Raw genomic sequence first — 14216 nt, forward strand, 5'->3', positions numbered from 1 at the left:
CAGGCGAAAAAGAGTATACTGCGCGCCCTTTTTATCGGGGCGAAAATTAATCAAAGTGTACCACGCCGGAGAATTCATGAGCCAACTTGAACTGAACGATCGCACACTGATCCTGCATCGCTTCCCGCAGATGCGTGACGAAAGTCCATTACAAGCCTGGGATGCGGCTGATGAGTATCTGTTACAGCAGGCGCTGCCAGAGGGGCCGGTGCTGGTATTCAACGACAGTTTTGGTGCCTTAACCTGTGGTCTCAATCCGCGTCCCGTCTGGCACGTCAGCGACTCCTGGCTGAGCCAGCAGGCCGCCCGGCAGAACCTCTCTTTCAACGGGATGGATGACAGCGACGTCCACTTTATTGACAGCCTGGCGGCGCTGCCTGCTTCCCCGGCAGCGGTGCTGATTAAAGTGCCGAAGACGCTGGCGCTGCTGGAGCATCAGCTGCGCGCGATTCGTGAAGTGGTGACCCCGGAGACGGTGATTCTGGCGGCAGCCCGCGCCAAAGAGATCCATAACTCCACCCTGCAGCTGTTTGAACAGATCATCGGCGAGACGAAAACCTCGCTGGCGTGGAAAAAAGCGCGGCTGATCTTCAGTCAGTTCAGCCAGCCTGCCCTGCGCGAAGCCAGTCCCACGCAGGTCTGGCCGCTGGATGGCACCCCTTATCAGATCCACAACTACGCCAACGTTTTCTCACGCAGCTCGCTGGATATCGGCGCACGCCTGTTTGTGCAGCATCTGCCGGAAAATATCGAAGGCGAGATTGTCGATCTGGGCTGCGGTAACGGCGTGGTGGGGCTGATGGCGCTGGCACAGAACCCACAGGCTGAGGTGCATTTTCTGGATGAGTCCTACATGGCGGTCGCCTCCAGCCAGCTTAACGTGGAAGTGAACCGTCCGGAGGATCTGTCACGCTGTCAGTTCCTGGTCAACAACGTGCTGAGCGGCTATCCCTCGGACCGGCTGCACGCGGTGCTGTGCAACCCACCGTTTCACCAGCAGCACGCCGTCACCGATCACCTGGCGTGGCAGATGTTCCGTGATGCCAAACGCTGTCTGCAATATGGCGGCGAATTGCGCATCGTCGGCAACCGCCACCTCGACTATCACCAGAAGCTGAAAAAGCTGTTCGGCAACTGCACGCTGGTCGCCTCTAACCAGAAGTTTGTAGTGCTGCGCGCAGTGAAAATGCGCTAGTCAGACACGCAGCGCCAGCGCGGTCGCCTGTGCGATGGCGCGGCGCGCATCCAGTTCCTGTGCCACATCGGCACCGCCGATCACCGTCACCTTCTGTCCCCGTGCACGCAGCGCCGCTTCCAGTTCGCGCTGCGGCTCCTGTCCGGCGCAGATAATCACATTATCGACCGCCAGCAGCAGGGTTTCACCGTTGCGCCGCAGGTGCAGCCCGCGATCGTCAATCGCCAGATACTCCACGCCGCCCCACATCTCCACGCCGCGCGCCTGCAGACTGGCCCGGTGGATCCAGCCCGTGGTTTTTGCCAGCCCGGCGCCGGGTTTGCCTGTGCGGCGCTGCAGCAGCCAGATCTGCCGTAATGCGGCGGGCGGCTCGGGGGCCACCACACCGCCGCGCTGCGTCAGGCTCTGATCGATACCCCACTCAGCGTAAAAGGCCGCGCGATCCGCGTCATGCGAAGGCTGCGAGAGAAACTCCGCCACATCAAAACCGATGCCACCGGCTCCGATAATCGCCACCCGTTTTCCCACCGGACGCCCATCGCGCAGCACCTCAAGGTAGCTCAGGACGCTGGGGTGCTCGATGCCCGGAATATCCGGCGTGCGTGGCTGAATGCCGGTGGCCAGCACCACCTCATCGGCATCACCCAGCCCATCGGCCGTGACCCGGCAGCCGGTCCTGACCGTCACGCCGGCGGCCGCCAGCTGGTGACGGAAATAGCGCAGGGTTTCACTGAACTCCGCTTTGCCGGGGATCAGCCGGGCAATATTGAACTGGCCGCCGATATCGGCGGCGGCTTCATACAGCGTCACCTGATGTCCGCGCCCGGCCGCCTGCAGGGCAAAGGCCATTCCGGCCGGGCCACCCCCGACCACCGCCAGCCTGCGCGGAGCGCGACTGGGGATCACCGGCATCAGCGACTCGTGGCAGGCGCGCGGATTGACCAGGCAGGAGGTGATCTTTCCGGCGAACACCTGGTCTAGGCAGGCCTGATTACAGGCGATGCAGGTGTTAATGCTGTCCGGTTCGCCGCGCTGCGCTTTGCTGACAAAGGCGGCATCGGCGAGGAAAGGGCGCGCCATCGACACCATATCGGCGCAGCCTGACTGCAGCAGCTCTTCGGCGACGGCGGGGTGGTTGATGCGGTTAGTGGCGATGACCGGCACCGACACGTGAGCACGCAGGCGCTGCGTGACCCAGGCAAAGGCCGCGCGCGGCACGCAGGTGGCGATGGTCGGGATGCGCGCTTCATGCCAGCCGATACCGGTATTGAACAGCGTGACCCCACACTGCTCCAGCTCGCCCGCCAGCAGCAGCGTCTCCTCCAGCGTACTGCCCTCTTTGATCAGATCGAGCATCGACAGCCGGAAGATAATGATAAAACGGTCGCCGGTGGCGGCGCGCACCGCGCGGGTGACCGCCAGGGCAAACTGCATTCGCTGGCGGAAGTCGCCGCCCCAGCGGTCGCTGCGCTGATTGGTGTGCTTCACCAGGAACTGATTAATCAGGTAGCCTTCAGAGCCCATGATCTCGACGCCGTCGTAGCCGGCCTCTCGGGCCAGGCGGGCGCAGCGCGCAAAGTCATCAATAGTCTGTTCAATCGCCGCCTCGCTCATCGCCTGGGGCGTAAACGGATTGATCGGCGCCTGAAGGGCAGAGGGCGCGACCAGATCGGGCTGATAGCTGTAACGGCCAGTGTGCAGGATCTGCAGGGCGATTTTGCCCTGATGCTGATGAACGGCATCGGTAATCTGCCGGTGCCAGTGACACTGCGCCTCCTCTGTCAGCATCGCGCCGTGGGCGGTGGTAACACCCTGCGCATTGGGGGCAATGCCACCGGTGACAATCAGCGCGACGCCTTCGCGCGCGCGCTCGCCATAGAAAGCCGCCAGCCGGGCTGCGCCATCCGGGTGCTCTTCCAGGCCGGTGTGCATGGAGCCCATCAGGAAACGGTTTTTCAGTCGGGTAAAACCCAGGTCCAGCGGCCTGAACAGCGCGGGATAGTCGGAATGAACGGCCATGATCATCACTCACGATAAAGTGGTCGGATGAGTTAACTCTAGCCATTTCTGTGTTAAAAAAAAGTGAAAGAGTGTCAGGGTGTGAGTGAAATCAACATCAGCCGCGACAGGCCGTGCGTCCGCCGTGACCGATTTTCAGGGCGGGCGCGATTATCGCCGCCGGATCCAGGAGTAGCGGGATTGATAGCCGCTGCCCGTATGGGTGTTGAAGCGGTAGCTTGAACCGCTCTCGGCCATGCAGTAGGTGCAGACGCCGACATTATCGATCTGCGCAGCCGGAACGCCCGCATCGACCAGCATCTGCGTCGCCAGCGCCGGCAGATCGAACCAGACACCCTGCTGACGCGCCGTCGCCTGCGGGCGCTGAGCCTCACCATTGACCGGCTGCTGCCTGTGCCAGCGCAGCCCGCGGGCCAGCGCCGGATTCCGGGCGATCTCCGCCAGCTGAGGTTCGGCCAGCTCATAACAGCAGGGGCCGAGTGCCGGGCCGATCGCCACGACCAGATTCTCTGGCTCGCTGCCCTGTTCGCACAGTTTTTCCACGGCGCGGATCAGCACGCCCGCCAGCGTGCCTTTCAGTCCGGCATGCACCGCCGCCACGATGCGCTGCTGAGGATCGGCGATCAGCACCGGCAGGCAGTCAGCGGTATACACCGCCACCGGGCGCGTCCCGCTGCTGATAATGCCATCCGACTCGCAGCTTTTGGATGGCGTGTTTTCGACGTCGAAGACGACCGTGGCACTGTGGCGCTGATGCCCCCAGGCGCCGTCGGCGGGCGGTGGCTCACCGGCGGGCTGAAAGGCATAATCCACCCAGTCCAGCGAGTCGAGCAACGGCGAGCGCGGGATAACGGCCATAGGAATCTCCTGTGATAACAGCGTGCATTGGGCTGCCAACAGCTTACGTTAACTGCTACATTTTTGAAGCGTCTCCTCAGCCCTTTCTCACCTTAAGGATGAAATGATGAAAACCTCCGCAAAACTTGCCGCCTCCGGACTGGTTGCCCTGCTGCTGACCGGCTGCGCCTCCTCGTCACATCAGACCGCTCAGCAGCAGCTCGGGCAGCAGTCGGTGCTGGCGGTCAACTGGTTCCAGCAGTCCGGCGAATATCAGGCGCTGACCTGGCAGGCGTTCAACACCGCACGCATGGCGTTCGATCAGGCGCCGTCGCTGACCGGCAAACCGAAAGCTGTGATTGTCGATCTGGACGAAACCATGCTGGATAACAGCGCCTACAGCGCCTGGCAGGCGAAAAACGGTCAGCCGTTCAGCAGCAAGAGCTGGTCAGCCTGGACCCAGGCGCGACAGGCGAAAGCAGTGCCCGGCGCGGTTGAGTTTGCACGCCACGTCACCCAGAACGGCGGCACACTGTTCTATGTGTCGAACCGCGATCAGAAAGATTACGCCGCCACGGTGGCGAATATGCAGCAGCTCGGTTTTCCTGACGTCAGTGAAAAAACGGTGCGCCTGAATACCGACAGCTCCAACAAGCAGGCGCGTTTCGATGCCATCAAAAATGCGGGCTACAACGTGGTGCTCTACGTGGGCGATAACCTCAACGATTTCGGCGGAGCGACCTGGCATCAGGGCAATCAGCAGCGTCGCGATTTTGTGAATCTCAATCATCAGCAGTTTGGCACGCAGTTCATCGTGCTGCCGAACCCGCTTTACGGCGACTGGGAGAGCGGTATGGCGGAGAATTACAATAAGCTGACGCCGGATCAGCAGCTCTCCGTGCGGGAATCGCGCCTGCAAAGCTGGAACGGTAAATAATTCGTCAAGAAAAAGAGCCTGACCCGTTCAGGCTCTGTTAAATTCTGGTCCTGATTTACTTTCCGCTGTCACTATTTTGCTGCGAATCAAATTAATCATCTCTCGCTTTATTCTTATCTCAAAGCAGGCGTATTTAACTGGCTCTCTGCTATTAAGATGGTTGATTGTGCTAATGGTTAATTTTTTAATTAAGAGTAATCCTGGTAAAAGTGGGGCGAACGGGCAGGGTAAGAAAAAGCCATGCGGTTAGTGTTTGTATTAATTTGTCAGCAATAAATTAAGTCTTTTATTTTATATTTTTTAACTAAATGATATATATTATTTTAATCTTCGCTGTTTATGTGCCCTCATTTTTCTCCTGCTGAATTAAATTTACTTTCTTCTGACTTTTGCTGACGTTTAATTGACAAATCACACCATGTTAAAGCGTTGTGAAATATTGCTCGTGCATTGGCAATGGTTAACGTCTATAACCTTTTTCTGTGACTTGGTTCTTATTTACCTGGCGGCTCTCACGCTATTTGTGAGCCGATACACTTTGTGATCAGCCAGGATGCGACATCCCGGTAGTAGAGAGAAGATGAATGTGACGACACTTAAACCCTTATTAGCGAAAAATCGCAGTTGGGCATTACAGCGCCGCCAGCGTAATCCAGACTATTTCAAAAAATCCCTTCATCAGCAAAAACCGCACTCGCTCTGGATTGGCTGTTCAGACAGCCGTGTTCCGGCTGAAGTGCTGACCGGCTCCCACCCAGGCGAACTCTTTGTGCATCGCAATATCGCCAACATGGTGCTGGAGGAGGATGACAATCTGCTGAGCGTGCTGCAATACGCGCTCTTCTTTCTCAACGTGAAACGCATCGTGCTCAGCGGCCATTACGGCTGCGGCGGGGTAGAAGCCGCACAGAACCTGCCAGGCAGCGTGCTGGAAGGGCAGGACACCGCACTGGGAAGGCGTATTCAGCGGCTGCGTGATGACATTCAGCAGGGGCTGGCCGAGGAAGGGCCAGCAGACGCCACCCCCGATGAACAACGCGATCGGCTGGTTGAAGCCAACGTTAAAGCGCAATTCGCCAGGCTGGTGAAGTCTGAGCCGGTCAGGCAAATCTGGCAATCGGGCCAGGAACTGGAGGTGTTTGGTTGTGTTTATGACCTGCGCTCCGGCCATCTCAAAGAGCTGATTCATCAATCTTCAGAGGAGCCTTCATGATGAATTCTGATACCCTGCGCCGCGACATCCCGGCGGGTCTGGTGGTTTTCCTGGTGGCTTTACCGCTCTGTCTGGGTATCGCTCAGGCCAGCGGGCTGCCGCCGTTTGCCGGTCTGCTGACCGGGGTGATTGGCGGTCTGGTCGTCACCTCGTTAAGTCCCTCGCGCTTTGCCGTCAGCGGTCCGGCGGCGGGTCTGGTCACTATCGTTGTCGCCTCGATGGCGACGCTGGGCAGCTTCTCCGCCTTCCTCACCGCGCTGATTATCGCCGGGGCATTGCAGTGCCTGTTGGGTCTGCTGCGCGCCGGACGGTTTATCTCGCTGGTGCCGGGCAGCGTGATTAAAGGCATGCTGGCGGCGATTGGCCTGCTGCTGATCATGCAGCAGATCCCGGTGGCGCTGGGCGCGGCGGGCGATGCGGAGCTGGTTTCGCTGGTGAATGGGCAGATGACCTTCTCACTGCCGTCGATTGTCGTGGCGGCGGTCGGTTTAGCCATTTTATGCCTCTGGACAACCGCCCCGATCAAACGCATTAAGGCGCTGGCCTGGATCCCCGGGCCGCTGATTGCGGTGCTGGTCGGCTGCGTCGCCACGGTGGCAGGCGGAAGGCTGTTCCCGGAGATGGCGCAGGGGCTGGCACGCATCTCGCTGCCCGCCTTCGACAGCGTCTCTGCGCTGGTGGCTGAGCTGGAAACGCCTGACTGGATGGCCTGGCAGAATCCGCAGGTCTGGGTCGTCGCCGTGACGCTGGCTCTGGTTGCCAGCCTGGAAACCCTGCTGAGTCAGGAAGCGCTGAAAAAGCTGCGTCCGCAGACGCCCGCGCCGTCGCCCAACAAAGAGATGTTCGCTCAGGGCATCGGTAATCTGACCGCCGGTTTTCTGGGCGCGATGCCGATAACGGCGGTGATCGTGCGCAGTTCGGTCAACGTCAGCGCGGGGGCGCAGACAAAGCTCTCCATCTTCATTCACGGTGTGTTGCTGCTGATCTGCGGCATGTGGTTCAGTGAGATGCTGAACGCCATTCCCCTGGCCAGCCTGGCCGCGGTGCTGCTCTACACCGGCTATAAACTGGCGACCCCTAAACTCTTTGTCGAACAGTTCCGGATGGGGGCCCAGCAGTACGTGCCGTTCCTGGCGACCATCGTCGGCATTATTACGCTGGGGATGCTGGTCGGTATCGGCATCGGTATCGCCACGCAGATCCTCTACAGCATCTATAAAAGCCATCGCAACGCGCTGCAGCTTACCCGTTATGACGACCACTACGTTCTGCGCTTTCAGCAGAACCTGACGTTTATGCACAACCCAAAGCTGCAGGGATTGCTGGATGAGATCCCGGAGAACAGCGTGGTGATTATCGATAATGACAATGCGGAATATATCGATCCCGATGTGAAAGCGGTGCTGAAAGATTTTGGCGACAACGCGGACAAGCGCGGCATCCGCCTGAGTCAGTGGCCGGTGGCCGTAAAATAGCCTGAAGCGCAACGGCAGCATCAGCAGAAGAGTAAAAATCGGATATCTCGGATAGCCGATTTTTTTACTGGCGGGGCATAATAAAGCCCCGTTTTCTGCTGTCATCTGCTGTGCTTACCCGGCACTGGGTCATTTTATTGAGTTAGCCCATGAAGTGGGGTTTTATCGCAGGATGACATTGAGGGCATTCAGGATTTAATCATTCTGACACCACGCGCCTGTTCAGGCTGGCGTGGAGAGCCAGCCTCACCGCGATAAGGTCCGGACGCATGCGCACACCGCTGTTTGAAGAGCACAACGCAAAGAAGAACGCAGTTTTGCTGTTTTTAATCACGCTGCTGTTTTGTTTTATCGGCGGACATCTGCGCTTTCCCAAAGAGCTCTCTCTCTTCTGGCCGGTCAATGCGATCGTGACGGGCGTCATCGTCCGCAATCCCTTTCTGCACCGGGGCCGCTACTACCTGGCTATCCTGGCCGCCATGGTGTTCAACGACACCGTTTTTTCGGGCTGGGCGTTCTCAGCGTTAACCCTTAACGTGGCGAATGTGCTGTTTGTGCTGGTGGCGGTGACGCTGCTGGTCAGGCATCTTCAGCACGATTCCGGCAGTGAGCGGATTACCAGTGTGCTGCGAATCTTCCCGGCCTGCCTGCTGGCGGCGTTCACCTGTGCCAGCTGGGGCGCGCTGGCGCAGCAGGCTGATTTTGATACCGGGCTGGCGGTGGCATGGGCTGACTGGTTCAGCGAGCAGTTCTCCACCGGGCTGATGCTGCTGCCGTTTTTGCTGACCCGCGACTGGTCGTCGCTGTCGCCCCGCCAGTTTCTGCACATCCGCAAGCTGCTCCCGGTTATCGCCGTGGCGGGTTCGCTGACAATCGGGGCGATGATGGGTGGCGCGGGCAGCCTGACGTTCCCGGTTCCTGCGCTGATCTGGTGTGCGGTGGTGTTGCCCATGCCGCTGACCAGCCTGGTGATTTTACTGACCGGCATTACCGAAATTATCCTGGTGTCGCACGGCGTGATGAACATTCAGGGCAGCGACGCGATGCTGCCGCTTAACCATCTCACCTCGGCCCGGCTGGGGGTGGCGACCATCTCCATCAGCCCGCTGATCGTGGCCGCGAGTATGGATGCGATCCGACAGCTTAACCAGCGCCTGGCGCTGCGGGCGAATTACGACTTCCTGACCCGGCTGCTGTCGCGCTCCGGTCTCTATGAAAGCCTGCGCAGTGAACCCATCTTCCCTGAACGCAAAGCGGGCGTTATCCTGCTGGATGTCGACTACTTCAAAGCCATTAACGACAATTTTGGTCACGACGCGGGTGACAGCGTGCTGGAAGAGATCGCGCGTCGGATGCAGCGGGTGGTGGGCAAAGCGGGACGCATCTGCCGTTTTGGCGGCGAGGAGTTTGTGGTGGTGCTGTTCGATCAGAACCCGGAGAGACTCTATTTTCTGGCTGAGAATATCCGGCAGACGATGGCGAAAGAGAAGTTCTGGCTGCAGGGGAATACCGTGACGGTGACCATCAGTCTGGGACTGGCGCATGACAGCGCCGCTGAGGCGACGGAGTGGCCCCCCGTCATCAACCGGCTGATCTCTGCGGCAGATAAAAACCTCTATCTGTCGAAACGCAACGGCCGCAACCAGACCTCACCGGTTAACTACCGCACCTTTACCAGCGACGTGGCCTGACGCCACACCGCCGATGCACTCAGCTGACGCTGCTTTTCAGGTTGCTGGCCTGCTGGTGGCGCTCGATGGCCAGGTCGATCAGGCGGCTGATCAGATCCTGATAGCTGAGTCCGGCCGCCTGCCATAATTTCGGGTACATGCTGATATTGGTGAAGCCGGGCAGGGTATTCACTTCGTTGACAATAATCTCGCCGTCGTCAGTTAAAAACACATCGACGCGCGCCATACCAAAACACTCCAGTGCCGTGAAGGCTTTAATGGCAACCTCACGAATGGCATCGCTGGTTTCCGTGGAGAGGGCGGCGGGCACCACCGTCTGCGCACCGCTTTCCGAGATATATTTGGTGTCGTAGGAGTAGAAGGCGTCATGCACCACCACTTCGCCGCAGGGGCTGGCTTCGGGCGCATCGTTGCCCAGCACCGCGCACTCAATTTCGCGCCCTTTAATGCCCTGCTCGATCAGCACTTTACGGTCAAAGGAGAAGGCGAGCGCCAGCGCGGCGTCAAATTCCTCCGGGCTGTCCACTTTGCTGACGCCGACCGATGAACCCTGATTGGCGGGTTTGATAAACAGCGGCAGGCCAAAGCGGGCAATGACAGCCTCTGCATCCAGCTGGGCGCGCTGCGCCTGGGTGACGCTCAGCCACGGGGCGACCTTCAGACCGGCATCGCGTAACAGGCGTTTGGTGAAATCTTTATCCATGCTGACCGCAGAACCGAGCACGTCGGAGCCGACAAAGGGTAACGAAGCCATCCGCAGCAGGCCCTGCAGAGAGCCATCCTCACCCAGCGTGCCGTGAACGATAGGGAAGATGACATCGATCTGCGACAGCGGATGTGCGTTGTGACGGGTGATAACCTGCTGCTGAGTATGACCGGGTACCAGCGCCACATCGTCAGCCGCGCGATTCAGGGCGATCAGTGACGGATTCTCAGCGTTCAGTAAGAAGTTGGACGCATCGTTAAGACGCCAGTGCCCCTGTTTGTCGATGCCCAGCAGCACCACGTCAAACCGGGTTTTGTCTATCGCCTCAAGGATATTTTTGGCCGACTGCAACGACACTTCATGCTCAGCCGATTTCCCGCCAAACACGATCCCTACCCGCAACTTAGTCATCAATTTTGCCCACTGAAAAATCAAAACCTTAAGATAGCATGGGGTTTGCGCGGGAAAACAGGGTAAGGCGCGAGATAATTTTTCAGCGGCCGTTAACCCTCATCGCTGACGATAAAGCTGCCGTTAAGCTGCCACTGTTTCCGCTCACTCACCCGGGTGGCATCGGCAGCCAGCCAGGTGACTATCGTCACTTTTGCACGCAGCGTGCTGCCGGAGGCGATCTGGCCCTCTTTGCGGAACTGCAAAGGCTGACCGGCGCTGAATGCCATCGCTGCCGCCTCTGTTCCGGCTCGTTCGATCGTGACCGGACGATCGTCGAGCGTCGCATCATGCAGGGTCAGCGTCGCCCGGCCCTGTTCGCCAAACAGGTAGCTGTCGGCGTCTTTCGCGGGCCCGCTGAACATCAGTTTTAGCGGTGTCGGGCGGTCACAGATGACCGTGATCTCTGACTCTCGCGGGTCACCCATCCGCAGTTCGACGGCAGTCAGCGCATTGCCCGGGCGACCGAGCAGCTCGCCCCGTGTCATTTCACCGTAATCAATCCGTGGATCGCTGAGCTGAATTTCGCACGCCGCACGGGCAGGGAGTGCGGCAAAAAGGCCACTGAAAGCCAGCAGCAGAGGCAGAACAGAGAGCTGTTTCATGGGACGCATCTCGCGGAAAGTGAGGCATAAAGGGTGCCGGGCTGGTTATACCAGGGCGTAAGCATATCGATGGCACACTTGCTGCCATTGCGGTCGAGGCTGAATAGCGGCTCGTCCGGCAGGTCGTCGAAAAAGAGCGTGCCATCCTCATTCACAAAGGCGATCAGGTGACCTTTGCCATTTTTGACAGGGGCACCCGGTGCCGGACTTTGCTCTGGCGGGAAGCTCACCAGCGCCCGGCGAACCGTATAGGCGGGCAGAATCACCGGCACTACCGCGCCGCGGTAAGGCGTGATGTCTGCAATACCGCTGATGACCTGGACATTGTCAGGCAGGCTCTGGTTTTCGATCTGTACGGTATTCTTCTGCCACGGTGTCCAGGAGGTGATGGCATGACCCGTGTGGTCGCTCCACACCACGCCGCCAGGGGTGTGGATACTGACGTCAGGCTGGGGGCTGTTGAGGGAAATAATGCCAAAGGTATCGCCTGTTTTGCGGGGCGAAAAGGTCACTCCCTCACTATGCAGGACGGCGCTGCCACGCGCGCCCGCGTTGTAACTGGTGCTGTTTTCATTATGCGAAACGCCGCCGCTCAGCTGACTGTATTTGGTGGTCCAGGTTGCGGAACCCGCAACTGACGCATCCTCACGCTGACTTTTCTCCCCGGAGACGCTCCAGGCAAATTTATCATTCAGGGTGCTGTCAACACCCATGCCGGCGCGTGTTTTTCCCCGGGTGTCATTAACCCAGCTGCGCACGCTGCTGCGGCTGCCGAGCGGAACAGCGAAATTGAGGTATACGTAATGGTCATCAGTGTGGCGCTGATCCTGCGTAAGCCGGTTTTTCTGGATGCCGAGATTGACGTTCACTTTTCCGAAGGTGCGGCCCCAGCTGAACAGGTAGCCCAGACTTTCTGCATTCTGCCAGCTCTGTGACAGGCTGCCGGAAAAGGCGAGTACGCCGAGCTGCGGCTGGCTATAGCTTATCCCCGCGGCGTACTGTGAACGGATCTGTCCATTCTCCTGACGGGCGTCTCCGGCGCGCCATGAACTGCCGGGATCCCTGAAATCACGGCTGCGAAAGCTGGCGGAAGAGGTCAGTGATAATCGGGGCGTCACGCCTGCGCTGATGCTGAGCTGGTGATTGAGGCCCTGCATGTTGCCTCGCTCCCCGGCCGAATCCTGCATCTGCGAGGCGGTCTGGGTCAGGGAAGCGATAAGGCGTTCTGTCAGCCGCAGCGTGGTGCGCCAGGAGGCGGCCTGATAGTGCTCGCTCATCAGCCCGCCTGCCGTCACAGCCATGAAACCATTCTGATAAAGTCCGGCGGAACCGACGAACACCGGGAACGACTCATCGGTCAGGCGCAGACGTCCGGCGGCCAGAGAGAGTCCGGCATTTGCCAGAGAAACCGTGGTCAGAGCCTGAATATAGGGGATCGTCTGCTGCTGACGATGACCCGACTGGTCATGGCTGACGATCTCAAAATCATCGGACTGATTGATCGCCGGGATGTCAGCCAGTGTGTTCATGCCTGCTGTGACCTGATAGGTCTTCAGCAGGATGCCTGCCTGCCAGACCTCGGCAGTACCGGCTTGTGAGAAGAGCAGATTCAGCGACACGCCGCTGTTTCCGCTATTTTCTGCACTGCGTTCTGGCATGAGTTGTGCGCCCAGCAGGTTTATGCCGGAAAACAGGGTGTCGCCCGCGGTGATCTCACCTATCTGCACGACCGACGCCCAGCCGGGAAGGGAGCGCTGGGCATAACTGTAGAGTCGGGTCAGCTGGTGGTGTTCATTCTGGCTGGTATAGCTCTGCCCGCTGCGGAGTACCCAGTTGTTGATATTGCCCCCAATCTCGGAGGTCAGCGTCTGCGAGTGGTGGTTTTGTCCGGCGCGCGTCTGGTACTGATAGCGTCGGCCATCGTAATTCACCACCAGCGCATTTCCCCCGCTGGAGAAGCGCGGATGCGCAGACAGGTCGCCTGCCGGGACCTTCAGCAGCAGGCTACTGCGGTCAACCCGCTGCTCCAGCAGAATCGGGCTGTCGGATGGCAGCTGCAGGCAGCGTGCATCCTCTGCCTGACGAAAACGATCGGGGATGATCCCCAGCTTTTCTGGCAGATCGGCTGGCCAGCAGGGATTACCGGCCTGATCAAACGTCAGGATATGCACCCCTTTGCTTTGACCGTTAACGACAATATTGACGGGCTGTTTCCCCGGCAGAAAGTGCGTGCCTGCATCAAGCAGTTCAGCGGCACTGGCGTCGTAGCCGAGCGCTTTGAGCATCTCTTTGTCATAGCGGTTTGCCGCCTGCACACAGGCTGAACTGACCACAAGGCTGAGTATCAGAAATTGTTTCATGGATAAAGGTGAACGGACTCAGAGCGGCACATTAAAAGGGGCGGTTAAAATTCCATATCGGGTGACGGGGTGCAGAAGCAGGGCTTTCACCTTATTTGCGGAGGCAGCAGGCAGAGCCACATCAAACTTTTCACCCGGAAGAATGTAGGAATTTTTCAGTTCAACCGACCCTTTGCCGGGCAGTAAATTAATCTCTCTGGTGAGCCTGACGATATAAGGTGTCGGATTTTCAATGTGCAGAGAGGCACCTGAAAGATGGAAGGTCAGCCCTGTCCAGGGCGCGGTGTTTACCGGCAGGCTGGCGGGGGAGATAATGACCGGAATATTCTGGCCAATGAGAATGCGGGCGCGATTCTTTTTACCATCATCCTGCGGGATAGAGACAAAATTAATTCGCTGCATCTTCTGGGTATCCAGCCTGACACCCTCTTTTAACACCACCCGGATCTGCTGGTTTTTCCCTCCATCGACACGAACCAGTTGAGGGGTAATAATCAGCCGGTTTTCAGGGTCTTCAGGAATTGTCTGCAGGCTGCTGTGCAGCAGCGCCGTATCCCTGTCTGTGTTCAGTACATTAACCGTCACTTCACGATTCTGGTCATCAAGAAATAAAGCCGGTACTTCAGGCTTCATGCCGGCTGCAAATACGCCGGATACAGACAAGGAAAAGAGAATGGCAACAGAGAGAATTATTTTCATTTTATTTTTACCCTGTATTTAAAACGCGA

At 58.7% G+C, this 14216-nt stretch carries 11 protein-coding genes; 5 read left to right on the forward strand and 6 right to left on the reverse strand.

Annotated elements, in window-relative coordinates; translation table 11 throughout:
* Positions 1-76 precede the first annotated feature (76 nt).
* Positions 77-1195 carry a 23S rRNA (guanine(1835)-N(2))-methyltransferase RlmG gene (gene rlmG / locus OJ965_RS05500; RefSeq protein WP_111208120.1) on the forward strand — a complete coding sequence of 373 codons (1119 nt, stop codon included), beginning with the start codon at positions 77-79 and terminating at the stop codon, positions 1193-1195.
* Here the strand turns inward: rlmG and OJ965_RS05505 are convergent, their stop codons facing one another.
* Entirely contained in the window at positions 1196-3214 is a 2019-nt protein-coding gene (locus OJ965_RS05505; RefSeq protein ID WP_111208140.1) for an NADPH-dependent 2,4-dienoyl-CoA reductase, read from the reverse strand.
* A 150-nt stretch (positions 3215-3364) separates the two neighbouring features.
* Positions 3365-4072, reverse strand: coding sequence for a purine nucleoside phosphorylase YfiH/LACC1 family protein (locus OJ965_RS05510; RefSeq protein WP_111208121.1), 708 nt, complete (start codon positions 4070-4072; stop codon positions 3365-3367).
* A gap of 106 nt (positions 4073-4178) precedes the next feature.
* On the opposite strand from OJ965_RS05510, the gene OJ965_RS05515 reads away from it, so the two are divergent.
* From OJ965_RS05515 to OJ965_RS05530, 4 genes are all read left to right on the forward strand, one after another.
* Positions 4179-4988 carry a 5'-nucleotidase, lipoprotein e(P4) family gene (locus OJ965_RS05515; protein WP_111208122.1) on the forward strand — a complete coding sequence of 270 codons (810 nt, stop codon included), beginning with the start codon at positions 4179-4181 and terminating at the stop codon, positions 4986-4988.
* Positions 4989-5568: 580 nt separating this feature from the next.
* Positions 5569-6201 (forward strand): carbonic anhydrase, encoded by a 633-nt coding sequence (locus OJ965_RS05520; protein ID WP_033736060.1) that lies wholly within the window; start codon positions 5569-5571, stop codon positions 6199-6201.
* On the forward strand, positions 6201-7676 hold the full coding sequence (locus tag OJ965_RS05525; protein ID WP_009087324.1) for a SulP family inorganic anion transporter: 1476 nt from the start codon (positions 6201-6203) through the stop codon (positions 7674-7676). Before OJ965_RS05520 ends, OJ965_RS05525 begins: the two co-directional genes overlap by 1 nt.
* A 269-nt stretch (positions 7677-7945) precedes the next feature.
* Positions 7946-9367: a GGDEF domain-containing protein gene (locus OJ965_RS05530; protein ID WP_265138173.1), complete on the forward strand. Its 1422-nt coding sequence runs from the start codon at positions 7946-7948 to the stop codon at positions 9365-9367.
* A 19-nt stretch (positions 9368-9386) separates the two neighbouring features.
* On the opposite strand, the gene ddlA is transcribed toward OJ965_RS05530, so the two are convergent.
* The 4 genes from ddlA to OJ965_RS05550 all read right to left on the reverse strand — a co-directional run bounded on the left by ddlA (position 9387) and on the right by OJ965_RS05550 (position 14187).
* The gene (gene ddlA / locus OJ965_RS05535; protein WP_111208123.1) at positions 9387-10484 is read right to left on the reverse strand and encodes a D-alanine--D-alanine ligase; all 1098 of its coding nucleotides are present in this window, start codon (positions 10482-10484) and stop codon (positions 9387-9389) included.
* Positions 10485-10576: 92 nt separating this feature from the next.
* A complete protein-coding gene (locus tag OJ965_RS05540) occupies positions 10577-11128 on the reverse strand; it encodes a DUF1120 domain-containing protein (RefSeq protein WP_111208124.1) in 552 nt (183 codons plus the stop codon).
* Positions 11125-13488, reverse strand: coding sequence for a fimbria/pilus outer membrane usher protein (locus OJ965_RS05545; protein WP_111208125.1), 2364 nt, complete (start codon positions 13486-13488; stop codon positions 11125-11127). The genes OJ965_RS05540 and OJ965_RS05545 overlap by 4 nt, the downstream gene beginning before the upstream one ends.
* Positions 13489-13506: 18 nt before the next feature.
* Positions 13507-14187, reverse strand: coding sequence for a fimbria/pilus chaperone family protein (locus OJ965_RS05550; protein ID WP_111208126.1), 681 nt, complete (start codon positions 14185-14187; stop codon positions 13507-13509).
* Positions 14188-14216 lie beyond the last annotated feature (29 nt).

It is taken from the genome of Pantoea anthophila, from assembly GCF_026104315.1.
Lineage (GTDB): Bacteria > Pseudomonadota > Gammaproteobacteria > Enterobacterales > Enterobacteriaceae > Pantoea > Pantoea anthophila.